Source organism: Pseudomonas sp. GD03903 (genome assembly GCF_029840045.1).
In the GTDB taxonomy this organism is placed as follows: Bacteria; Pseudomonadota; Gammaproteobacteria; order Pseudomonadales; family Pseudomonadaceae; genus Pseudomonas; species Pseudomonas pseudonitroreducens.
Map to the genome: position 1 here is coordinate 51,748 of NZ_JAOCBT010000008.1, position 21,261 is coordinate 73,008.

At 66.6% G+C, this 21,261-nt stretch carries 20 protein-coding genes; 8 read left to right on the forward strand and 12 right to left on the reverse strand.

Annotation, left to right across the window (positions count from 1 at the left end):
* Positions 1–33: 33 nt before the first annotated feature.
* Together N5C91_RS14505 and N5C91_RS14510 are read right to left on the reverse strand one after the other, a co-directional pair.
* Positions 34–2,052 carry a ribonucleoside triphosphate reductase gene (locus tag N5C91_RS14505; RefSeq protein WP_279830213.1) on the reverse strand — a complete coding sequence of 673 codons (2,019 nt, stop codon included), beginning with the start codon at positions 2,050–2,052 and terminating at the stop codon, positions 34–36.
* 321 nt (positions 2,053–2,373) lie between these two features.
* Complete coding sequence (locus N5C91_RS14510; protein ID WP_279830214.1) at positions 2,374–3,804, reverse strand: PLP-dependent aminotransferase family protein; 1,431 nt, start codon at positions 3,802–3,804, stop codon at positions 2,374–2,376.
* Between the two features lie 263 nt (positions 3,805–4,067).
* On the opposite strand from N5C91_RS14510, the gene cbpA reads away from it, so the two are divergent.
* Positions 4,068–5,036 carry a curved DNA-binding protein gene (cbpA, locus tag N5C91_RS14515; RefSeq protein WP_279830215.1) on the forward strand — a complete coding sequence of 323 codons (969 nt, stop codon included), beginning with the start codon at positions 4,068–4,070 and terminating at the stop codon, positions 5,034–5,036.
* Positions 5,033–5,335: a chaperone modulator CbpM gene (locus N5C91_RS14520; protein WP_225594885.1), complete on the forward strand. Its 303-nt coding sequence runs from the start codon at positions 5,033–5,035 to the stop codon at positions 5,333–5,335. Before cbpA ends, N5C91_RS14520 begins: the two co-directional genes overlap by 4 nt.
* 4 nt (positions 5,336–5,339) lie before the next feature.
* On the opposite strand, the gene N5C91_RS14525 is transcribed toward N5C91_RS14520, so the two are convergent.
* Positions 5,340–6,095, reverse strand: coding sequence for a hypothetical protein (locus N5C91_RS14525; RefSeq protein WP_279830216.1), 756 nt, complete (start codon positions 6,093–6,095; stop codon positions 5,340–5,342).
* 160 nt (positions 6,096–6,255) lie between these two features.
* Positions 6,256–6,816, reverse strand: coding sequence for an NAD(P)H-dependent oxidoreductase (locus tag N5C91_RS14530; RefSeq protein WP_236171377.1), 561 nt, complete (start codon positions 6,814–6,816; stop codon positions 6,256–6,258).
* A 182-nt stretch (positions 6,817–6,998) separates the two neighbouring features.
* On the opposite strand from N5C91_RS14530, the gene N5C91_RS14535 reads away from it, so the two are divergent.
* The 3 genes from N5C91_RS14535 to N5C91_RS14545 are packed head-to-tail and all read left to right on the forward strand — an operon-like array spanning position 6,999 to position 9,101.
* Entirely contained in the window at positions 6,999–7,739 is a 741-nt protein-coding gene (locus N5C91_RS14535) for an NAD(P)-dependent oxidoreductase (RefSeq protein ID WP_279830217.1), read from the forward strand.
* Entirely contained in the window at positions 7,736–8,233 is a 498-nt protein-coding gene (locus N5C91_RS14540) for a cupin domain-containing protein (RefSeq protein ID WP_279830218.1), read from the forward strand. The genes N5C91_RS14535 and N5C91_RS14540 overlap by 4 nt, the downstream gene beginning before the upstream one ends.
* A gap of 22 nt (positions 8,234–8,255) precedes the next feature.
* A complete protein-coding gene (locus tag N5C91_RS14545; protein ID WP_279830219.1) occupies positions 8,256–9,101 on the forward strand; it encodes an arylamine N-acetyltransferase in 846 nt (281 codons plus the stop codon).
* Between the two features lie 7 nt (positions 9,102–9,108).
* On the opposite strand, the gene N5C91_RS14550 is transcribed toward N5C91_RS14545, so the two are convergent.
* The 7 genes from N5C91_RS14550 to N5C91_RS14580 form a co-directional block, all read right to left on the reverse strand.
* Positions 9,109–9,744, reverse strand: coding sequence for a hypothetical protein (locus tag N5C91_RS14550; RefSeq protein WP_279830220.1), 636 nt, complete (start codon positions 9,742–9,744; stop codon positions 9,109–9,111).
* 120 nt (positions 9,745–9,864) lie between these two features.
* The gene (locus N5C91_RS14555) at positions 9,865–10,320 is read right to left on the reverse strand and encodes a DUF2214 family protein (protein WP_279830221.1); all 456 of its coding nucleotides are present in this window, start codon (positions 10,318–10,320) and stop codon (positions 9,865–9,867) included.
* Positions 10,321–10,352: 32 nt separating this feature from the next.
* Entirely contained in the window at positions 10,353–11,396 is a 1,044-nt protein-coding gene (locus N5C91_RS14560; RefSeq protein WP_279830222.1) for a sensor domain-containing diguanylate cyclase, read from the reverse strand.
* A 17-nt stretch (positions 11,397–11,413) separates the two neighbouring features.
* Complete coding sequence (locus N5C91_RS14565) at positions 11,414–12,763, reverse strand: MATE family efflux transporter (protein WP_279830223.1); 1,350 nt, start codon at positions 12,761–12,763, stop codon at positions 11,414–11,416.
* 170 nt (positions 12,764–12,933) lie between these two features.
* Positions 12,934–13,335 carry a YkgJ family cysteine cluster protein gene (locus N5C91_RS14570; RefSeq protein ID WP_236171385.1) on the reverse strand — a complete coding sequence of 134 codons (402 nt, stop codon included), beginning with the start codon at positions 13,333–13,335 and terminating at the stop codon, positions 12,934–12,936.
* A gap of 115 nt (positions 13,336–13,450) precedes the next feature.
* Positions 13,451–13,999: an isopentenyl-diphosphate Delta-isomerase gene (gene idi / locus N5C91_RS14575; protein WP_279830224.1), complete on the reverse strand. Its 549-nt coding sequence runs from the start codon at positions 13,997–13,999 to the stop codon at positions 13,451–13,453.
* A gap of 50 nt (positions 14,000–14,049) precedes the next feature.
* Positions 14,050–14,499 carry a DMT family transporter gene (locus tag N5C91_RS14580; RefSeq protein ID WP_184592014.1) on the reverse strand — a complete coding sequence of 150 codons (450 nt, stop codon included), beginning with the start codon at positions 14,497–14,499 and terminating at the stop codon, positions 14,050–14,052.
* 126 nt (positions 14,500–14,625) lie between these two features.
* Here N5C91_RS14580 and N5C91_RS14585 point away from each other — a divergent pair, with 126 nt between their 5' ends.
* Positions 14,626–15,027 carry an SRPBCC family protein gene (locus N5C91_RS14585; protein WP_279830225.1) on the forward strand — a complete coding sequence of 134 codons (402 nt, stop codon included), beginning with the start codon at positions 14,626–14,628 and terminating at the stop codon, positions 15,025–15,027.
* Positions 15,028–15,626: 599 nt separating this feature from the next.
* Here the strand turns inward: N5C91_RS14585 and N5C91_RS14590 are convergent.
* A complete protein-coding gene (locus N5C91_RS14590) occupies positions 15,627–17,648 on the reverse strand; it encodes an NADPH-dependent 2,4-dienoyl-CoA reductase (protein ID WP_279830226.1) in 2,022 nt (673 codons plus the stop codon).
* A 190-nt stretch (positions 17,649–17,838) separates the two neighbouring features.
* Between N5C91_RS14590 and N5C91_RS14595 the strand changes: the two genes are divergently transcribed.
* Together N5C91_RS14595 and fdnG are read left to right on the forward strand one after the other, a co-directional pair.
* Positions 17,839–18,027, forward strand: coding sequence for a hypothetical protein (locus N5C91_RS14595; protein WP_236171389.1), 189 nt, complete (start codon positions 17,839–17,841; stop codon positions 18,025–18,027).
* 153 nt (positions 18,028–18,180) lie between these two features.
* Entirely contained in the window at positions 18,181–21,258 is a 3,078-nt protein-coding gene (gene fdnG, locus N5C91_RS14600; protein ID WP_279830227.1) for a formate dehydrogenase-N subunit alpha, read from the forward strand.
* Positions 21,259–21,261 lie beyond the last annotated feature (3 nt).

Below are 21,261 nucleotides of genomic sequence, written 5' to 3' on the forward strand. Positions count from 1 at the left end.
GTGCTCCTTTTGCTGTGATGAAGGAATGGTGAGTCAGCTGTCGCAGCAGCTTCTGGTCGCGGCTTTCTGCAGCGCGGCTTCGTCGCACTTCGGGCAGAACTCGTGTTCGCCGGCGAGGTAGCCGTGGACGGGACAGATGGAGAAGGTCGGCGTCACCGTCAGGTAGGGCAGGCGGAAGCGTCCGAGGGCGGTGCGCACCAGAGTCTTGCAGGCCTCGGCGCTGGAGATGCGCTCGGCCATGTACAGGTGCAGCACGGTGCCGCCGGTGTATTTGCACTGCAGGGCGTCCTGCAGTTCCAGCGCCTCGAACGGATCGTCGGTGAGGCCTACCGGCAACTGGGAGGAGTTGGTGTAGTAGGGCGCCTCTGGCGTGCCGGCCTGGAGAATGTCCGGGTGACGCTTGCGGTCCTCGCGGGCGAAGCGATAGGTGGTGCCTTCGGCGGGCGTGGCTTCGAGGTTGTAGAGGTGCCCGCTGTCTTCCTGGAAGCGCACCAGCCGTGCGCGTACATGGTCCAGCAGTTCCAGCGCCAGCTGCCGGCCGGCCTCGGTATGCAGGCCCTCGCGCTCCGCGGTGAAGTTGCGCAGCATCTCGTGCACACCGTTCAAGCCGATGGTGGAGAAATGGTTGCGCAGGGTGCCCAGGTAACGCTTGGTATAGGGATAGAGCCCCGCGTCCATGTGCTGCTGGATGACCTTGCGTTTCACCTCAAGGCTGTCGAAGGCCAGCTCCAGCAGATAGTCGAGCTGCCGGTACAGGCCGACGGCGTCGCCGCGATGGCGATAGCCCAGGCGCGCGCAGTTGATCGTCACCACGCCCAGCGAGCCGGTCTGCTCTGCCGAGCCGAACAGCCCGTTGCCGCGCTTGAGCAGTTCGCGCACGTCCAGTTGCAGGCGGCAGCACATGGATCGCACCTGGTTGGGCTGCATGTCCGAATTGAGGAAGTTCTGGAAGTACGGCAGGCCGTAGCGCGCGGTCATCTCGAAGAGGCGCGTGGCGTTGTCGCTGTCCCAGGGGAAATCGTGGGTGATGTTGTAGGTCGGGATCGGGAAGGTGAACACCCGGCCGTGGGCGTCGCCGGCCTGCATGACTTCGATGTAGGCGCGGTTGATCAGGTCCATCTCGGCCTGCAGCTCGCCGTAGGCGAAGGGCATCTCCACGCCGCCGACGTAGGGAATCTGCTCGCGCAGGTCGTCCGGGCAGACCCAGTCGAAGGTCAGGTTGGTGAAGGGCGTCTGGGTGCCCCAGCGCGACGGCACGTTGAGGTTGTAGATGAACTCCTGCAGTGCCTGGCGCACCTGTTGATAACTCAGGCCGTCGTTGCGCACATAGGGCGCCAGGTAAGTGTCGAAGGAACTGAAGGCCTGGGCGCCGGCCCATTCGTTCTGCAGCGTGCCGAGGAAGTTGACCATCTGCCCGAGTGCGCTGGAGAGGTGCTTCGGCGGCCCGGCCTCGACCCGCCCGGGCACGCCGTTCAGGCCTTCGCTGAGCAGCGTGCGCAGCGACCAGCCGGCGCAGTAACCGGCGAGCATGTCCAGGTCGTGGATGTGCAGGTCGGCTTCGCGGTGAGCGACGGCGATACCCTCGCTGTACACCTCGTCCAGCCAGTAGTTGGCGGTCACCTTGCCGGATACGTTGAGGATCAGCCCGCCCAGGGAATAGCCCTGGTTGGCGTTGGCGCGCACCCGCCAGTCCTCCCGCGACAGGTATTCGTTCATCGACGCGGCGACGTCCACCAGCGTCTTGCGCTCGCGGCGCAGGCGGCCATGACGTTCGCGGTAGACGATATAGGCCCGCGCGGTGGGATAGTGGCCGGCTTCCATGAGGGCACGCTCGACTACATCCTGGACCTGTTCCACATCCAGGTCGTTCTGTGCCGGCAGGTTGGCCAGCACGCGGCGGGTCAGCTCCTCGGCGTGGGGGGCGGAGAACTCGCCGCTGGCCTCGCCGGCGGCAGCGATGGCGCGTTCGATCTTGCTCGGGTCGAAGGGGGCGGCGCTGCCGTTGCGCTTGCGCAGGCTGGCGGGAAGAGCGGCGGTTCGGGTCAGGGGCATTGGCTGGATTCCACAACATGATGTGTCTCGAATCATTCGGGACAACAAGATGTGGTAGGAATCTAACGGCATCGTCCGAAGGAAAATTGACCCCGGTCAACGATGGGTGTCAGTCAATTTTTGCCATCGGAGGTATTGACCGGCGTTCGACGCGACGCCGCCCGGCAAGCGCGTCAGTTGCTCCGTGACGCGTGTCAGGGCTGGGTCCAGGTGTCTGCGGTCGGTTCGTGAGCAAGCTCGCTCCTACGCAGAGCGCGTCGGCCCGGGCTGTAGGAGCGAGCTTGCTCGCGAACGGGAATGTGCGCCGAGCGCGGGGAGACTTCAGCCCAACAGCGGCGCCAGTCTTTCTGCCAGACGTGCGGCGACAACTTCATCGGCGACGTTGGTGAAACTCATGAGCAGTGCCGGCTCGCGCCTGGCCTCCACGCACCAGGCGTTCAGCGCCTGCAAGCCAAGTCCGTCGGCGTGCGCGCGGCGGGCAACGGCCAGGTCGTCCTGGGCCAGCGCGCCGATCAGATGCAGGCCGCCGGGCGTTTCGGCGAAGCGCAGGCGCTCGCCGAGGCGCTCTTCCAGCGCGCTGCGCAACCACTGGCGGCGCTGGGCGTAAAGCGTGCGGGTGCGCTTGAGATGGCGGGCGAAATGGCCTTCCTGCATGAAGTCGCAGAGGGTCGCCTGGAGCAGTTCGGCGCAGCCCGAGGGGAAGACCTGCTGGGCACGCACGAAGTCCTCCACTAATGCGGCCGGCACCACCAGATAGCCCAGGCGCAGCGCCGGGTAGAGCACCTTGCTGAAGGTGCCGGTGTAGAGCACGCGGCCGGCGCGATCGAGGCTTTTCAGCGCCGGCATCGGGAAGCCGGCGTAGCGGTACTCGCTGTCGTAGTCGTCTTCGACGATCCACGCGCCGCTGCTCGTCGCCCAGTCCAGCAGGGCCAGGCGCCGCGGCAGGCTGAGGGCGACTCCGGTGGGGCTCTGCTGCGACGGCGTGACCAGGGCGAAGCGCGCATCCGCTGCGCGGGCGATGCCGTCCTCCACGCGCAGGCCGTCGGCATCCACTGCGACTGGCACCGGTACGCCGCCGGCGCGGCGCAGCAGTTCGCGACCGCGCGGGTAGCCGGGGTCCTCATGCCAGAAGCGCTGGCCGGGTTCGAGCAGGGTGCGGCTGATCAGGTCCAGCGCGCCCTGGTAGCCGGCGCAGATGAACACCTGCGCCGGGTCGCAGGCGATGCCGCGGGAAATGCCCAGGTAGCCGGCCACCGCCTCGCGCAGCGGCCCGTAACCGCAGGGCTCGGGATAGGCCAGCATGGACGCGCTCTGCTGGCGCAGGCGCCGCGCGCACAGTCGCGACCAGAGCGCGCGGGGGAAGGCGTCCAGCGCTGGCACGCCGAGCTGGAACGGCCGCAGGGCCGGGCCATGGGCGATCAGTCCGGGCAGTGCGCGCTCCACGGTATCCGGCGCGACCATCACCGCTGGTGCGCTCGCCGTGCGCCCCGCCAGTTGCGGCGATACCACTGTCCCGGCCGGCCCGCGCGCTTGCAGATAGCCCTCGCTGGTCAGCAACTGATAGGCCAGCTCGACCGTGCCGCGCGCCACCCCCAGCTCACCGGCCAATCCGCGTACCGGCGGCACGCGTTCACCGGGGCGCAGCGCACCACGGGTGATGGCGTCACGGATGCGCTCATAGAGCTGGCGGTAGATCGGCAGCCCATGGCTCGGGTCCAGCGGTTGGCGGAGCGATTCGAAGGGCACGGTCATGGCCTATCCAGGCTGTCGATAACGTAGGAAAGCGACTATGCCATGACCGCTATCAAGTCGTCCCGGCAGACCCGATGCAGGATCAGCGTCTAGGCTTGCAGGCAGTGTTGAAAAGCCGCTGCCGCGACTCCATCTGTTGTCGCAGACACCTGTTTTTCCACCTGTTCGCCTCGCAGTGCGCGCAGCGGCTTCGGCTGCCCACGCGAATCCCCCGTGTCCCAGGCGCCGACAGGTCCAACGCATGTGAGGAGTGACCGCTACCGATGGAATTCAAGGATTACTACGCCGCGCTCGGGGTTGAACCCGATGCCGACGAGAAGGCGATCAAGACCGCCTACCGCAAGCTCGCGCGCAAGTACCACCCGGACGTCAGCAAGGAGCCGGACGCCGAGGCGAAGTTCAAGGACGTCTCCGAAGCCTACGAAGTGCTGAAAAGCCCGGAGAAGCGCGCCGAGTACGATGAACTGCGCCGCTACGGCCCGCAGGGGCCGCAGTTCGAGGCGCCGCCCGGCTGGCAGCCGCGCGGTGGCTTCGATGGCCCGCCGCCAGGGCACGAGCAGGACTTCAGCGACTTCTTCGAGCAGATCTTCGGCGGCCGCGCAGGCGGCGCCCAAGGCGGTTTCGGTGGCGCTCGCCAACCGCGTCAGCACCGTGGCCAGGACATCGAGATGGAAGTCCCGCTGTTCCTCGAGGAAACCCTCTCCGGGGACAGCCGGCCGATCAGCTTCAGCCTGCCCAGCTACGACGAGTACGGGCGCAAGCTGCCGCCGCAGAACAAGACGCTGAACGTGAAGATTCCCGTGGGCACCGCCGACGGCGAACGCATCCGCCTCAAAGGCCAGGGCGCACCGGGTATCAACGGCGGGCCTGCGGGCGACCTGTACCTGGCCATCCGCCTGGTGCCGCACCCGGTGTTCGATGTGGACGGCCGCGATCTGGTCGTCACCGTACCGGTGGCGCCGTGGGAAGCGGCGCTGGGCGCCAAGGTGGAGGTCCCGACGCTGACCGGCCGCATCAACCTCGGCATTCCGGCCAACAGCCAGGCTGGCCAGCGCCTGCGTATCAAGGGCAAGGGCCTGCCGAACAAGGGCGATGCCGCCGCCGGCGATCTCTACGCCGTGCTCAAGGTGGTGATGCCGAAGTCCGCGGATGAGGCAACACGCAAACTCTGGGAAGAACTGGCCGCGAAAGCAGCCTTCGACCCCCGTGCCGATTGGGGTAAACGCGCATGACGACGACAGTGATGGTGGTGGATCTCGACGAGCTCTGCCAGTCGGTGAATCTCCCCCGCGACGTACTCGTCGAGATCGTCGAGGTGGGCATCGTGGAGCCTCGCGAGCAGCGTGCGGGGCACTGGGTTTTCGATTACCAGGCGGTCAGCGTGGTGCGCCGTGCGGTGCGCCTGCGCCGTGAATTCGAGCTGGATTGGCCAGGCATCGCCCTGGCGCTGCGCCTGCTGGACGAGGTGGATGAACTGCGCGCGGAGAACCGCTATCTGCGCCAGCGGCTGGCACGCCTGCTGGAGGACTGACCACTCACTGGGCGGTGGTTGCCGCGCTGGCTGCGTCGAGCGGGATGAACTGGATGAGCCCCAGCAGCGGTGCGGCAAGCAGTCCCTGCACATAGTTGATGCCGCTGCGGCGCAGGCTTTCATTGGTCATCTGCGCCAGCAGTTCGAGGCGGCCGATCATGCGGCCGAACTCCCGCTCGAACGACAGGTTGCGCCCGTTCGCGCTGATCTCGTTGGACAGCAGCAGTGGCTGGTCTTGCTCGTCAGTGCGGCTGGCCAGCAGCCAGGCCGCCACCTCGATGTTCCAGGCGGCGTTGGCGGTCATCTGCGAGTTCAGCCCGCTGAGCAGATGCTGGGTATCGGTGCCGCCGTAGAGTTCGTAGAGCATGCTGCCGAGCCCATAGATCAGCGCGCCGGCGCGGTCGCCCGCGAAGCCCGCGTCGAAGGCCAGGGGCAGAGCGGCAACCGAGGTCTTGCCGTCCAGCCCGGGCAGCGGCTGCTGCTGGCGAATCGCGTCCATCACCTGCTGGTGGGCGGCAGCACGCGAGTCAGCGGTTTTCTTCCATTCCCGGGGGTTGCGCTTGTAGAGCTTGTCGAGCAGCAATGACAGGCTCTCGAGGTTGTCGCGCATGGCCAGGTTGGCGGCGCGGTTGGCGTCGTTCTGCAGCATCTGCCCTGAGCTGAAGTCCACGCCGTCGACATCCTTCTTTACCGGTGGCGAAGAGCAGCCGACGAGCAGGATGAGCGTCAGGGCAGAGGCGGAGAAATGGCGCGGCAGCATCGACGGTCCGGAGCGGCAAACGGGCCTGAACCTTGGCGTGCGAAAGGCCGCGGGGCCAGCCGGAACGCTGCTGAATCGCGGTCGCCGCAGCGGCCTGCGACCGGCTACTCAGAATGACGGGGAAGCTTGAGCGCCGGCGGGAGGCCGGCGCTGCTGCCAGTCAGCGCGGCTGGTTCTGCTCGATCCAGTGCGCGAAGGCATCGATGATGCTCTTCAGGAAGGGTTCGGTCTTCTCGGACAGCTTGCCGGACTCGTCGAAGAAGCTGCCGGCACCGCCCAGGTAGGCTTCGGGTTGCTGCAGCACCGGCATGTTGAGGAACACCAGCGACTGGCGCAGGTGATGGTTGGCGCCGAAGCCGCCGATGGCGCCTGGCGACGCGCTGACCACGGCGCAGGGTTTGCCGTTCCAGGCGCTCTTGCCATAGGGGCGAGAGCCGACGTCGATGGCGTTCTTCAGCACGCCCGGCACCGAGCGGTTGTATTCGGGAGTGACGAAGAGCACGGCGCCGGCGCGGGCGATGCGCTCGCGGAAAGCGCTGTAGCTGGCGGGCGGCGTTCCCACATCGAGTTCTTCGTTGTACAGCGGCAGGTCGCCGATCTCCACGATCTCCAGCTTCAGGTTGGCCGGTGCCAATGCGGCGAATGCCTTGGCGATCTTGCGGTTCAGGGATTCCTTGCGCAGGCTGCCGACGACAACGGCAACATCGAAGACTTGGCTCATGACGACTCCTCAGGATCGGGGTATTGAGCCGTTTGTTATAGACGATGAGCGTGACAATGCGTGGACATGGATCAAGATTAACGGAGCATGTCCCAGTTGTTTTGCACAATCTTGGCTCTGTGGGGTAGGGCATGCCCTGGCTAGAGTGACGACAGGTCACAGCCAGCCGATTCGAGGTCCCCATGTGCATGAAAGTCTTCTTCGCCGGTGCCAGCGGCGCCATTGGCCAGCGCCTGTTGCCGATGCTGCTGGAGCGTGGCTACCAGGTGCTGGCGATCACCCGCTCAGCGCAGCGCGCGGCCGCGCTGGAAGCTGCCGGAGCTCGGGCGCTGGTGCTCGACGTCTATGACGCCGAAGCCTTGCAGGCTGCCGTGCTGGCGTTCCAGCCGCGCTGGATGATCCATCAGCTCAGCGATCTGCCAGCCGGGCTCGACCCAGCCTTGATGCCTGCCGCCCAGCCACGCAATGCCCGCCTGCGCCGCGAGGGGACGGCCAATCTGGTCGCGGCAGCCCGTGCCGCCGGCGTCGAACGCATGGTGGCGCAGAGCATCGCCTGGGCCTATGCGCCGGGACAGTTGCCGTTGCACGAGGAACAGCCGCTCGACCTTGGTGCCGAAGGCGCGCGTGCGGTCAGTGTCGCTGGCGTGGCCGCACTCGAAGCGGCGGTGCTCGGTGCCCGGCCGATGGAGGGCATCGTATTGCGCTACGGCCGGCTCTATGGGCCCGGAACGGGAGCCGCGGTGGCTGATCCGCGGTTGTCCGTGCATGTCGACGATGCCGCCCGCGCCGCGCTGCTGGCGCTGGAGTGGGGAGCGCAGGGTGCCTACAACGTGGCGGAACAGGACATCGAAGTCAGCTCGGCGAAGGCACGTCACCGCCTGGGCTGGCAGCCGGGTTTACGCCTGGCGGAGGTGCCGGCATGAACGGCACGCTATGGCGCGACGCGCGCAGCGGGTGGCTGCTGGCCGCGGCTGTCGCCGCCGCCGTCGCGGTGCTCTGGCAGCCGTGGTCGCGGCCGCTGGTCAGCCTTGCCGAAGCGCCTGGCGGAGACCTGGCTGGCGCACGGCCGGCGACCCAGGTGACACGCCTGTCGTGCGAGCCGCTGGCGGAAATGCCCGGCAAGGTTGTGACCACCTTGCAGGTGGACTTCCCGCCCAACGGTTTCACCCCAGCGCACCGTCATCCCGGTGCGGTGACTGCGATCGTCCTCAGCGGCCGCGTCCGTTCGCAGATGCAGGGCCTGCCGGCGCAGACCTACGCCGCGGGCCAGACCTGGTTCGAACCCAGCCGCGAGTTGCACCTGTTCGCCGAGAACCCTAGCACCAGCGAACCTGCGCGGTTGCTGGCGGTCATCGTCAGCGACGAGCACTGCGGCCCACTGGTGATCCCCGAGCCGAGCGCCGACCACGGCCATTGATGATTCGCGAAAGGAGACTCGCATGACCCCGTTCACCCCTTTCAGTGCTGCCCAGCTCGACGCGACCGTGGCGCGCCTCGGCCTGCCGCCGCAGCGCCCGGCTGCGACGCTGGAGAACCTCGATCGGCTGATCGTCGTGGCGCTGCACCAGTTGCCCTTCGAAAACCTCGACGTGCTGCTGGAGCAGCCCATCCTGATCGAGCCGGATGCGGTGTTCGCCAAGGTCGTCGAGCAGCGGCGAGGTGGCTACTGCTTCGAGCTGAACAGCCTGTTCGCCCGCCTGCTGAGCAGCCTGGATTACCGGGTGACGCTGCTGGTCGCACGGGTGCGCTGGGGGTTGCCGGCAGAGGCGCCGCTGACGCCGCAGACGCACTTGCTGTTGCGGGTCGATCTGCCTGAAGGGCCGCACCTGGTGGACATCGGCTTCGGCGGCCCGGCATCGCCTCGTGCGTTGCCGCTGCGGCTGCACGAAACGTTACCCGGAGGCTGGCAAATAACCGGCGCGGTCGATGGCGAACTGGAGATGGCGACGCGCTCGCCGTCGGGTTGGCAGACGCTCTATCGCTTCACTCTGGAGCCGCAGCACTGGGCCGACTACGGCATGCGCAACTGGTACACCTCGACCTATCCGCAGAGTGTGTTCCGCCACTCCCTGCGCGTGGCGCTCAGCGAGGAGGGCGCGCGGCTGTCGCTGCTCAATGGGCAGTTCAGCCGAAGAACTGTGGACGGTGCGGTCGAGCAGCGCAACATCGATGACGTCGACGAACTCCTTGCCGTGTTGTGCGAGCGCTTTCACCTGCAACCGCTGGCAAGCGTTGCGCCGGCGCTGCGCGCACGCCTGGCACAACTGCTTCAGCCAAGCGCCTGAGCGGCGCTTACTGAGCGGCGCTGGCGGGGATATCCGGCGCCATGCCGATTGCCAGTCGGACGATGCGCCCAGGCAACTGGTCGCGCTGGAGTTCGCCGCCGGGTTTGCCGTCAAACCGGCTGCCGTCGATGTCCGAGGCGTAGCACTCGAGGATGCGTCCACCCGAAGCCGACGCCGAAAGTACCCAGCGGCAACGACCGTCGAAGATGCGTGCTCCGCGTTTGGGCATTGCGTCGCGGTTTGTGGAGAGCCGGCTGCGGATCGCCAGGTTGGCGAAGCTGATGTCGGGGGCTATGGCGTCGTCGGGGTGGCTGGCGGATTCGCCATCCATCTCGATGAGGATATGGCTGAGCACCCGCCTGCAGCCGTCGCTGCGCAGGCTCAAGGGTACCTGGTAGCTGACCCGGTAAGGCCGCGAGCTGTGCCCGGGCGTGGCGAAGATGCGTTGGGTAAGGCTGTCGCCGGCCGGGGCGTCGCAATGCGTGCCTTCGGGCATGGAGTAGCGTGCGTCACCCGCCAGGGCGAAGTCGCCGGGCAGGTCGGCCTCCAGGGTGAATTCGTCGCTCGCGCAGCCGCCCAGGGCAAACACCGTCAGGGCCAGAAGGGGGCGCCAGGAGAGACGGCGAGATGAAAGGGAAAGCATGGGAGTGTCCTGCGGCAGTCGAGGCTGCGCAGGAGCATCCACCGATCAGCGGAGCGCCTGAATCGGATTGGTCTGTTCTATCGGTAGGAAAGCGGCCTGCTGGACAAGCGCCAGGGCGACTCAGCCGATCACCCCGAAGCCGCGCGCCATCAGCGTCGCCAGCAACGGCAGGATCAGCAACGCCAGCAGTTCCACGCGGATGGTCATGATCACCAGCTTCGCCTGGCGTTCGCCGGGCTGCGGAACGCGCCCGGCCTTGAGCTCATTGCGCCAGTTGAGGAAGGTCATGGTCGGCAGGATCGACAGCAGTGCCACGAGTACGAACAGGCCGATCTTGGCGTGGAACAGGCTGTTGTGCAGGTAGTAATCGGCACCCTTGGCGAACCAGACGACGCGCGCGGCACCGGTCAGCAGCACCAGGCCGGCGCAGGCTCCATAGGCCAGGTCGACGATCACCAGGCTGCGTGCCCGCGAGAGGTCCAGCGGCAGGCGGAACAACTGGTGTTCCAGCACCAGCAGGGCGAACAGGATGAAGATCGACAGGTAGTGCAGGTAAGCGGCAATGGCTTGGGCCATGAGTGGGTCCTCTGCTGGGGCCTTTGTTCTGGTCAGGCTGAGGCCGGCGGCGCGCTGAAGCTTACCCGGTTGCGCCCGGCCTGCTTGGCACTGTAGAGCGCGGCGTCGGCACGCTCCAGTGCCTGGTCGATGTTCTCCGCGCTGCCGAGCAAGGTGCAGCCGATGCTCAGGCTGACCGGCAGCGGCCCGCAGGGAAGCTGCACCGGCTCGTGACCGATCAGCTCTCGCACGCGTTCGGCGACGCGCTGAACTTCTTCGCTGTCCTTCACCTTGAGCAGGGCGACGAACTCCTCGCCGCCCTGGCGCACCAGCAGGTCGTCCGGCCGCAGCGCGGCGCGCAGGCGCCGGGCGCATTCGCAGAGCACCAGGTCGCCGGCAGCGTGGCCATGCTGGTCGTTGATCGCCTTGAAATGGTCGAGATCGGCGTAGAGCACGCCCAGTTGTGCGTGGCTTTCCCGCGCCCGGCGGCATTCACGGTCCTGGAAGGTGAGCAGGCCGCCGCGGTTCCACAACTGGGTCAGCGGGTCGAGCAGGGCCTTGCGCTGCTCTCGGTCCATCTCCACGCGCAGGTCGCGATTGCTCTGGATCAGCGTGCGCAGTTGCAGGTAGCCCTCGGCGAGCGTGGCGAGGTCGCGGAAGTTGGCCTGCTGGGCCTGGCTCATGTTGCGCGGACGCGGGTCGACCATGCACAGGGTGCCGATGGCCTGACCATTGCCGGCGCGCAGCGGGCGCCCGGCGTAGAAGCGGATGTAGGGCGGGCCGAGCACCAGCGGATTATCGGCGAAGCGCTCGTCGAGGGTGGCGTCAGGCACCAGCAGGGTATCCTCGCCGAGAATCGCGTAGCCGCAGAACGACACGTCGCGCTTGGTCTCGGTGGCGTCCAGGCCGACGCGGGCCTTGAACCACTGGCGATCCTGGTCGATCAGGCTGATCAGCACGGTATCGACTTTCACCAGGTCCTGGGTCAGCTGGACGAGGGTATCCAGGTAGTGCTCGGCCGGGGTGTCGAGCAGGTTCATCTCATCCAGGGTCTGCTGACGCAGGGATTCGTCAACGGGAATGGGACAAGCCGGCATGGCATCTCCTCATACGGTCAGGGGCTGGCAGGCGCCTGCCAGGCGTCTTGGCGCGTCAGCCTCCAGGCGTAGCCGGCGAGGACCAGGGCGCGCAGCAACATGAAGCATAGGAAGGTTAGCCACAATCCGTGATTTCCCCAGCCTTGCAGGGCGAATCCCAGCGGCAGGCTGGCGGCGCAGGCGAGCAGCATGGCGTTGCGCATCTCGCGGGCGCGGGTGGCGCCGATGAACAGGCCGTCGAGCAGGTAGCTCCACATGCCGATCAGCGGCAGGCAGGCGAGGTAGGGCAGGTACTGGTCGGCGGTGGCGCGTACTTCGGGGATATCGCTCTGCAGCGCGATGAACAGGTGCCCGAAGAGACTGAAGAAGGCGACGAACAACAGGCTGGCGATCAGCGACCAGCCGCAGGCGACCACCAGCGAACGGCGCAGGGCGGTGCGGTCACGGCCGCCGATGGCATGGCCGCACAGTGCCTCGACGGCGTGGGCCAGGCCGTCGAGGGCGTAGGCGGTGACCATCAGGCCGTTGAGCAGCAGCGCGTTGGCCGCCACCGTGGCGTCGCCCAGCCGCGTGCCCTGCACGGTGAGCAGGAAGAACACGCCCTGCAGCGCCAGGCTGCGGATGAAAATATCGCGGTTGACCATCAGCAACGGCCGCCAACTGGCCCAGGCGCGCAGGCGCGACCAGTCCGGCTGGCCGGGGAAGCGCCGGAGTGCGCCGCGGGTCAGTGCCAGGCCGAGCAGGGCGCCGCCCCATTCGGCGGTCACCGCGGCCTTGGCCGCGCCGGCCACGCCCCAGCCCAGGCCCATCACGAACCACAGGCTGAGCACGATGTTGATGAGGTTGGTGGTCAACAGGATCGCCAGCGGTGCGCGGGCGTTCTGTGTGCCGAGGAACCAGCCGACCAGCGCGTAGGTGGCCAGCGCCGCCGGCAGGCCGAACAGGCGGATGTGAAAGAACTCCCGGGCCAGCGCATCCAGTTCGGCGGACGGTCGCATCAGCGCCAGCGCCGGGCTGGTCAAGGGCATCGCCAGCAGGCCGAGCAGCAGTGCCAGGCCGAGGGCCAGCAGCAGGCCCTGGCCGAGAATCCGCCGCAGTGCTCCGCCATCTTCACGCCCGGCCGCCTGGGCGGCGAAACCGGTGGTGCCCATGCGCAGGAAACCGAGCACGCCCACCAGCAGGGTATAGAGCCCGCCACCGACGGCCACGGCACCCAGTTGGTGGGCGTGCGGCAGGTGGCCGATCACCGCGCTGTCGACCAGGGTGACCAGCGGCACGGAAACGTTGGAGAGGATCATCGGCGCGGCAAGCGCCCAGACGCGGCGGTGGGTCGGCGAATGCCGCCAGGCTTCGAGCAGGGAATTCATTCAGGGCTCCTGAGCAGGCCCGCAGTATAGCGAGCCACCTCAGACGCGGGCGTTCCCCGTAGGAGCGAGCTTGCTCGCGAACCGAATAGCACCGTGCCTTGCAGGTTCGCGAGCAAGCTCGCTCCTACGAAAAGCACAAAAGACGCCGTTTTTCCCTGACGGATTGTTATTCAGGCAGTCTTCTTGCGGTAGGCGCAGTAGCCGGGGCGCGGGCCGACCTGCGGATGGTTGCGGCAGGTATCCGGACGCTTGGCGTAGACGCTGCAGAGGCGGGTCTTGCGGTCGAGGAAGTAGCAGTCGCCGTTGCTGGTGCGGGTCAGGGTGAAGATGCCGCTCTTCTGGTTGAAGCGCTCGACGATGCCTTCCTTGAGCAGGCGCTTGGCGATGTTCTTCGCCGGTTCGTCGCGCTCGAATTCGTCGACGACACCGATACGGATCAGGTCGTTGACGTTGACTTCCGCCGGCATGGTGCAGCAGGTGGCGTTGCAGTCCTTGCACAGGCCCGAGGTGTACTTGGCCCAGGTTTCCAGGCGGTCCAGCTCGGCGTTGGCGATCAGCGGTGGTTTTCTCATGGCGGCGTGTCGGTGCGGTGGCGCGAAGGCGCGCATCATAGTGGCCGGCGCGCAGAATTGCGCGGGCTTTCGACGACAGCCGGCGGCAAACCGACGAGCTGGGCCGGCAGGCGCTTCAGCGAAGCGCCAGGGCCGGGATTGCGCCGTTATCGCGCAGGTAGTCCTTGAGGCTCGGGTAGCAGAGCAGGAACCAGGGCGTGAAGCGCTGCGGTTGCGCGGCCATCTCGGCTTCCAGGGCGGGCAGGGCGACGTAGCGGAAGTCATCGGCCTCTTGCGGATCGGGCCGCGGCAGTTGCTCGTCGATGGCGCCGAACAGGTGGCCGTACTCGTTCTCGGTCATGCCGTTGGCCAGCTCCAGCCGGTAGCTGAACTCGAACAGCTTGTGCAGCGTGAGCTCGATGCCCATCTCTTCGCGCAGCCGGCGTTCGGCGGCGTGCCGAGCGGATTCGCCGGGGTAGGGATGGCCGCAGCAGGTGTTGCTCCACAGCCCACCACAGTGGTACTTGCCTGCCGCGCGGCGCTGCAGCAGCAGTTCACCGGCAGGGTTGAAGACGTAGACCGAGATGGCGCGGTGGCGCAGGCCCCGGTGATGGGCCTCGTGCTTTTCCATCGTGCCAGTCGGCTTGTCGAACTCGTCGACCAGGATCACCTGGATATCGGTCATGGCAATTTCCTGCGGGCGAAGCATCCCTGCTCAGCGTAGAACGCTGGCGCTCAGCCCTTGCGAATCATCCAGATGCCAACGGCGATGGCGGCCATGCCAGCGACTTTCAGGGTGCTCACCGGGGCTTCCTTGAAACCGGCCCAGCCGAAGTGGTCCAACGCCAGCGCCATGCCCAACTGGCCGGCGAGCACCAGCACCATGAACATCAGTGCGCCCACGCGCGGCGCGGCGAAGGCGGCGATGAAGATGAAGAACATCCCCAGGAAACCACCGCACCACTGCCACCAGGGCATTCCGCGCATCGCTGCGAGGCTGGGGAATTCGCGGTTGGCCAGGGTCAGCACAAGCAGGCCGAGCATGCCGACGAAGAAGGAAATCAGCGCGGCGGCCAGCACACTGGACACTTGCTTGGCGAGCTGGCCGTTGATGCCCGCCTGAAGCGGCAGGCAGGCACCGGCGATCAGCGGCAGGACGAACATCCACCAGGGGGGCGTGGGCATGGGAAACTCCGGAAACGGTTCGCGGGCAGGGCAGCGAAGGGCCGTCCTGCGGTCGAATGATGAAATGTAGCCGCGTAGTATGCACCAGACCGGAGCATCTCTCCCGTCCCGATGGAGACCCCGACCATGGCCACCCGCGCTTCCCGTGTCCTCAGTGTCCGCATCGAGCGGGCCCGTGACGCAGCCTACGATTTTCTCGCCGAGCCGAAGAATTTCCCTTATTGGGCCTCTGGCCTGTGCAGTGCCATCGAGCTGCTGGAGGGCGACCTCTGGCTGGCGACGACGCCCCAGGGACCGATGCGTGTGCGCTTTTCGCCGCGCAATGGCTTCGGCGTACTGGACCACGACGTGCTGCCGGAGCAGGCGCCGGCCATCCACATTCCACTGCGGCTGATCGCCAATGGCGATGGCTGCGAGCTGCAACTCACCCTGCTGCGCCAGCCGCAGATGGACGACGCCACCTTCGAGCGCGAAGCCCAGTGGGTCGAGCGCGACCTGCAGGCGATCAAGGTGTTGCTGGAGGGGTGACTGCTCGGACCTGCAGGAGCGCCCCATGGGCGCGAGCCCAGGGTGGGATTCCGGCACTGTCTCAAGCGATCGCGGATGAATCCGCTCCTACCCACATGCTGAGCCTGGTGTAGGAGCAACTGTCTTCTCTGGATAGTCCGTCGCTGTGTCTTCCCCCCTCACCCCATCCCTCTCCCTCAGGGAGAGGGGGCAGTCCGAGCCGACTGACGCGAAGGTTTCATCCTGCACCGAACGGTCCCCTCTGCTCTTGGGAGAGAGAGCCAGGATGAGGGATGGCCCAAGCGCAGAGGTATCTCGCAGGAGCGGACTGCGTCCGCGATGTCTTCCCCCGCAGCTCCAGCGTCGGGCGGTTCGCGAGCAAGCTCGCTCCTACAGGGAGCGATGGCGAGGTGTTCGGCACCTGAAGCGGACATTCACGTAGGAGCGGACTGCGTCCGCGATGACTTCCCGGCTGCTCCAGAGCCGGGTGGTTCGCGAGCAAGCTCGCTCCTACAGGGAGCGCTGGCGAAATGTTCGGCACCTGAAGCAGACATTCACGTAGGAGCGGACTCTGTCCGCGATGGGCCTCCGGCTACGCCAGGGCATCATGGATAACGTCGTTACAGCCGCGCCGCCAGCTCCGCTCCCTCGCGGATCGCCCGCTTGGCGTCCAGCTCCCGCGCCACGCTGGCGCCGCCGATGACGTGGTAGCGCAGGCTCTCCGCCGCCAGCGTCGGCTGCAGTTCCAGCAGCGGCTCCTGGCCGGCGCAGATCACCACGTTGTCTACGGCCAGGCATTGCTCCTGACCATCGACGCTGATGTGCAGGCCATCATCGTCGATGCGCAGGTACTCGACGCCGCCAAGCATCCGCACAGCGTGATGCCTGAGGTGCGCTCGGTGCACCCAGCCGCTGGTCTTGCCCAGACCGGCGCCCGGTTGCCCGGCCTTGCGCTGCAGCAGCCAGAGCTGACGATGGGGTGCGGCGGCAATGGGCGCGATCAGTCCGCCTGCCGTGGCGTTGTCCAGGTCGATCCCCCATTGGCCGAGCCATTCGCCGAGCGGCTGTGGCCCCTCGCGTTCAGTGAGCAGGAAGCTCGCCACGTCGAAACCGATGCCGCCGGCACCGATCAGCGCGACCTTCGCGCCCACCGCTGCGCCGCGCAGCACGTCGAGGTAGCTGAGCACCTTGGCGTGGCCGATGCCGGGGATCGACGGCGTACGCGGCTGGATGCCGGTGGCGACTATTACCTCGTCGTATTCGCCGCGCAGTTCGCCACGAGCGATCCGCCGGCCCAGTTGCACCTCGACGCCGAGTTCCTGCAGACGAACGGCGAAGTAGCGCAGCGTCTCGTGGAATTCCTCCTTGCCCGGTACGCGCTTGGCCAGGTTGAACTGTCCGCCGATCTCCCCGGCGGCCTCGAACAGCGTCACTCGGTGGCCACGCTCGGCGGCAACGCAGGCGGCGGACAACCCCGCCGGCCCGGCGCCGATCACTGCGATGCGCTTGTGCACGCGCGCCTTGCGGTAGCGCAGTTCGGTCTCGAACGCCGCACGCGGGTTGACCAGGCAACTGGCGCGGCGGTTGGCGAAGGCGTGGTCAAGGCAGGCCTGGTTGCAGGCGATGCAGGTGTTGATTGAGGTCGCCCGACCGGCGGCGGCTTTTGCCACGAACTGTGGGTCGGCCAGCAACGGCCGGGCCATGGACACCAGGTCGGCGTGGCCTTCGGCGAGCAATTGCTCGGCGACTTCCGGCGTGTTGATGCGGTTGCTGGCAATTACCGGTACGCGCAACTCGCGGCGCAGGCGTGCGGTGACCTCGGCGAAGGCCGCGCGCGGCACCGAGGTGACGATGGTCGGCACCCGCGATTCGTGCCAGCCGACGCCGCTGTTGAGCAGGTCGATGCCGGCGCCTTCGAGGGCTCGCGCAACGGTTCGCACCTCGTCCCAGCTGTTGCCGCCTTCCACCAGGTCGAGCAGCGACAGGCGGTAGCTGATGACGAAGCGCTCGCCCAGCGCGCGGCGAGTGCGGCGGACGATCTCCAGCGGCAGCCGCATGCGATTGCCCAGGTCACCGCCCCAGCGGTCGTCACGCTGGTTGGTGCGCGGGCAGAGGAACTGGTTCAGCAGGTAGCCTTCGCTGCCCATGATCTCCACGCCATCGTAGCCCGCGGCATGGGCGAGCTTCGCGCAGCGCACGAAAGCGGCGATGGTGCGCAGGATGCCGCGCTCGGACAGCTCGCGCGGGGCGAACCAGCTGATCGGTGACTTCACCGCTGAGGCCGAGACGACCAGCGGGTGATAGCCGTAGCGCCCGGCATGGAGGATCTGCAGCAGGATGCGTCCGCCCTCGCGGTGTACCGCCTGGGTCAGGCGGCGGTGTGCCGGCACCTGCAGGCCGCTGGTCAGGCTGCTGCCAAGCGGTAGCAGCCAGCCTTCGCGGTTTGGCGCAAAGCCGCCGGTGATGATCAGCCCGACGCCGCCGCGCGCCCGTTCGCGGTAGTAGGCCGCGAGCTTGCCGAAGTCCCACAGGCGGTCCTCCAGGCCGGTGTGCATCGAGCCCATCACCACGCGATTGCGCAACTGGATGGAGCCCAGATCGAGTGGGGCGAGCAGGTGAGGGTAGGGGGCGGCGGACGACATGGATGAGCTCTTGGGCAATCAGGTCCTGCCACCCTAATGGGCCGGCGGTGGGTCGGTTAACGGCCCGGCTGCCGTGCCGTTCGGGCATTTCGGTCAAGCGCTTCGGTTGACAGACTGGCTACAGGTTCCAGACTGAACCTTATGGCAGGGCCTCGTGCCCCGATCGCAGGCTGAAGTGACGGAGGTCGTCATGAAAGCGATAAGAAGAAGACATGCGCGCCATTACCTGCTCGCTGCCCTCATCGGCGTGGCCCTGCTCGGGCTGCACGAAACCCTCCAGCCGGATCGGCAGCAGTCCGCCTGCCGCCCCGACGGTGACAGTATCTCTTGCGCCTACCCGCCCGTTGCCCATTTGGGGGTATTCGGCAGTGCGTTCTGAGTGACGTACTGACGCGCGTCAATGCGCCGCAAATCGACGGCGTGCATGGTCTGCCCCGCTCAAAGCTGGCGCAACGCGCCCGCTTGGCTATCTTTTAAGCAGCAAGGGTTCGGCTATGCACCGGACGTACGCTGCCTGATCAGGAGACGCACGATGGATATGAACCGTCGGCAATTTTTCAAGGTCTGCGCCGTGGGACTCGGAGGTTCGAGCCTGGCTGCACTCGGGATGGCACCCCCGGATGCATTCGCCGACCAAATCCGCCATTTCAAGCTTGCGCGCACTGTCGAGACCCGCAACACCTGCCCGTACTGCTCGGTAGGTTGCGGCATCCTGCTGTACAGCCAGGGTGATGCGGCGAAGAACGTCGCGCAGAACATCATTCATATCGAGGGTGATTCCGATCACCCGGTCAACCGCGGCACGCTCTGCCCCAAAGGCGCTGGCCTGCTGGACTTCGTCCATAGCCCGAACCGCCTGAAGTATCCCGAAATCCGCGAAGCCGGCTCCAGCGAGTGGAAGCGCATCGGCTGGGACGAGGCGCTGGATCGCATCGCCAAGCTGGTGAAGGACGACCGCGACGCCAACTTCATCGCGAAGAACGCCCAGGGCCAGACGGTGAACCGCTGGCTGACCACCGGCTTCCTGGCCGCGTCGGCGTCTTCCAACGAAGCTGGCTACATCACCCACAAGGTGATGCGTTCCCTCGGACTACTGGCGTTCGACAACCAAGCGCGTGTCTGACACGGCCCGACGGTGGCAAGTCTTGCCCCGACGTTTGGCCGTGGAGCCATGACCAACCATTGGACCGACATCAAGAATGCCGATCTGATCCTGATCATGGGCGGAAACGCCGCTGAAGCGCACCCGTGCGGCTTCAAGTGGGTGACCGAAGCCAAGGCGCACAACAAGGCGCGCCTGCTGGTGGTCGACCCGCGATTCACCCGTTCCGCTTCGGTGGCCGACTATTACGCGCCCATCCGCACCGGCACGGACATCGCCTTCCTTGGCGGCCTGATCAATTTCCTTCTGGAAAACGACAGGTACCAGAAGGAATACGTGCACAACTACACCGACGTTTCCTTCATCGTGAAGGAAGGCTTCGGCTTCGACGACGGCCTGTTCAATGGCTACGACGCGGAGAAGCGCACCTACCCGGACAAGTCCTCCTGGCAATACGAGCTGGGCGAGGACGGTTTCGCCAAGGTCGACCCGACCCTGACGCACCCGCGCTGCGTGTTCAACCTGATGAAGCAGCACTACAGCCGCTATACGCCGGACATGGTGAGCAACATCTGTGGCACGCCCAAGGACATGATGCTCAAGGTGTGGGAGGAAATTTCCACCACCGCGGCGCCGGGCAAGGTCATGACCATCATGTACGCCCTGGGCTGGACCCAGCACTCGGTCGGCGCGCAGATGATCCGCACCGGTGCGATGGTCCAGTTGCTGCTGGGCAACATCGGCATGCCTGGCGGCGGCATGAACGCCCTGCGCGGTCACTCCAACATCCAGGGCCTGACCGACCTCGGGCTGCTGTCCAACTCGCTGCCCGGCTACCTGACCCTGGGCATGGATGCGGAGCAGGACTACAACGCCTACATCACCAAGCGCACCAGCAAACCGCTGCGCCCGGGGCAACTGTCCTACTGGCAGAACTATCCCAAGTTCCACGTCAGCCTGATGAAGTCCTGGTTCGGCAAGTCCGCCACCAAGGACAACAACTGGTGCTACGACTGGCTGCCCAAGCTGGACATGCCGGGCGCCGGCTACGACGTGCTGCGCTACTTCGACATGATGTACCAGGGCAAGGTCAACGGTTACTTCTGCCAGGGCTTCAACCCCCTCGCCTCGTTCCCCAACAAGGCCAAGGTCAGCGCTGCACTGGCCAAGCTGAAGTGGATGGTGGTGATGGACCCGCTGGCCACCGAAACCTCCGAGTTCTGGCGCAACGCCGGCGAGCACAACGACGTCGATACCAAGGCCATCCAGACCACGGTGTTCCGCCTGCCCACCAGTTGCTTCGCCGAGGAGGACGGCTCCATCGTCAACTCCGGCCGCTGGCTGCAGTGGCACTGGAAAGGCGCCGAGCCGCCGGGTGAAGCACGTACCGACATCGCCATCATGAGCGGGCTGCTGCATCGCCTGCAGGCGGCCTATCGCAAGGATGGCGGCGCCTTCCCCGACCCGATCCTGGGGCTCGACTGGCCGTACCTGACGCCGGACGAACCGACCCCGGAAGAGATCGCCAAGGAGTACAACGGCAAGGCGCTGGCCGACTTGGTCGATCCCAACAACGGCATGGTCCTGGCGAAAGCCGGCGAGCAGCTTCCGGCCTTCGCGCTGCTGCGCGATGACGGCAGCACCGCCAGCGGCTGCTGGATCTTCGCCGGTTCCTGGACGCAACAGGGCAACCAGATGGCCCGCCGCGACAACAGCGACCCATACGCCATGGGGCAGACCCTGGGCTGGGCCTGGGCGTGGCCGGCCAACCGGCGGATCCTCTACAACCGCGCTTCGGCCGACGTCAGCGGCAAGCCGTGGGACCCGCTGAAGAAACGTCTGGTGTGGTGGAACGGCAAGGCCTGGGGTGGCACCGACGTCCCGGACTTCAAGGCCGACGTGGCGCCGGAAGCGGGGATGAATCCGTTCATCATGAACCCCGAAGGCGTGGCGCGCTTCTTTGCCGTCGACAAGATGGCCGAGGGCCCGTTCCCCGAACACTACGAGCCGTTCGAGACGCCGATCGGCGTCAACCCGCTGCACAAGAACCCGCAGGCGATCAGCAGCCCGGCGGCGCGGGTGTTCAAGAACGACATGGAGCTGTTCGGCACGGCGAAGGAGTTCCCCTATGCCGCGACCACCTACCGGCTCACCGAGCATTTCCACTTCTGGACCAAGCATTGCCGTCTGAATGCCATCGTCCAGCCGGAACAGTTCGTCGAGATCGGCGAGGCGCTGGCCAAGGAGCTCGGCATCAAGGCCGGCGACCTTGTTAAGGTCTCCTCCAACCGCGGCTTCATCAAGGCGGTAGCGGTGGTGACCAAGCGTATTCGACCGCTGCAGGTCAACGGCCAGACCGTGCACCACGTGGGCATTCCCCTGCACTGGGGCTTCTCCGGCGTGGCGCGCAACGGCTACCTGACCAACACCCTGACGCCCTTCGTGGGTGACGGGAACACGCAGACGCCGGAGTTCAAATCCTTCCTCGTCAACGTGGAAAAGGCGTGAGGT

What these genes read in the sequence shown, in the direction of transcription:
- N5C91_RS14580 (WP_184592014.1), bottom strand. Translation starts at nt 14,499, where the DNA reads ATGCCCACGCCCCCCTGGTGGATGTTCGTCCTGCCGCTGATCGCCGGT.
- cbpA (WP_279830215.1), top strand. Translation starts at nt 4,068, where the DNA reads ATGGAATTCAAGGATTACTACGCCGCGCTCGGGGTTGAACCCGATGCC.
- N5C91_RS14595 (WP_236171389.1), top strand. Translation starts at nt 17,839, where the DNA reads ATGAAAGCGATAAGAAGAAGACATGCGCGCCATTACCTGCTCGCTGCC.
- idi (WP_279830224.1), bottom strand. Translation starts at nt 13,999, where the DNA reads ATGACCGATATCCAGGTGATCCTGGTCGACGAGTTCGACAAGCCGACT.
- N5C91_RS14550 (WP_279830220.1), bottom strand. Translation starts at nt 9,744, where the DNA reads ATGCTTTCCCTTTCATCTCGCCGTCTCTCCTGGCGCCCCCTTCTGGCC.
- N5C91_RS14570 (WP_236171385.1), bottom strand. Translation starts at nt 13,335, where the DNA reads ATGAGAAAACCACCGCTGATCGCCAACGCCGAGCTGGACCGCCTGGAA.
- N5C91_RS14525 (WP_279830216.1), bottom strand. Translation starts at nt 6,095, where the DNA reads ATGCTGCCGCGCCATTTCTCCGCCTCTGCCCTGACGCTCATCCTGCTC.
- N5C91_RS14565 (WP_279830223.1), bottom strand. Translation starts at nt 12,763, where the DNA reads ATGAATTCCCTGCTCGAAGCCTGGCGGCATTCGCCGACCCACCGCCGC.
- N5C91_RS14590 (WP_279830226.1), bottom strand. Translation starts at nt 17,648, where the DNA reads ATGTCGTCCGCCGCCCCCTACCCTCACCTGCTCGCCCCACTCGATCTG.
- N5C91_RS14555 (WP_279830221.1), bottom strand. Translation starts at nt 10,320, where the DNA reads ATGGCCCAAGCCATTGCCGCTTACCTGCACTACCTGTCGATCTTCATC.
- N5C91_RS14530 (WP_236171377.1), bottom strand. Translation starts at nt 6,816, where the DNA reads ATGAGCCAAGTCTTCGATGTTGCCGTTGTCGTCGGCAGCCTGCGCAAG.
- N5C91_RS14540 (WP_279830218.1), top strand. Translation starts at nt 7,736, where the DNA reads ATGAACGGCACGCTATGGCGCGACGCGCGCAGCGGGTGGCTGCTGGCC.
- N5C91_RS14520 (WP_225594885.1), top strand. Translation starts at nt 5,033, where the DNA reads ATGACGACGACAGTGATGGTGGTGGATCTCGACGAGCTCTGCCAGTCG.
- N5C91_RS14535 (WP_279830217.1), top strand. Translation starts at nt 6,999, where the DNA reads ATGTGCATGAAAGTCTTCTTCGCCGGTGCCAGCGGCGCCATTGGCCAG.
- N5C91_RS14585 (WP_279830225.1), top strand. Translation starts at nt 14,626, where the DNA reads ATGGCCACCCGCGCTTCCCGTGTCCTCAGTGTCCGCATCGAGCGGGCC.
- N5C91_RS14545 (WP_279830219.1), top strand. Translation starts at nt 8,256, where the DNA reads ATGACCCCGTTCACCCCTTTCAGTGCTGCCCAGCTCGACGCGACCGTG.
- N5C91_RS14560 (WP_279830222.1), bottom strand. Translation starts at nt 11,396, where the DNA reads ATGCCGGCTTGTCCCATTCCCGTTGACGAATCCCTGCGTCAGCAGACC.
- N5C91_RS14505 (WP_279830213.1), bottom strand. Translation starts at nt 2,052, where the DNA reads ATGCCCCTGACCCGAACCGCCGCTCTTCCCGCCAGCCTGCGCAAGCGC.
- N5C91_RS14510 (WP_279830214.1), bottom strand. Translation starts at nt 3,804, where the DNA reads ATGACCGTGCCCTTCGAATCGCTCCGCCAACCGCTGGACCCGAGCCAT.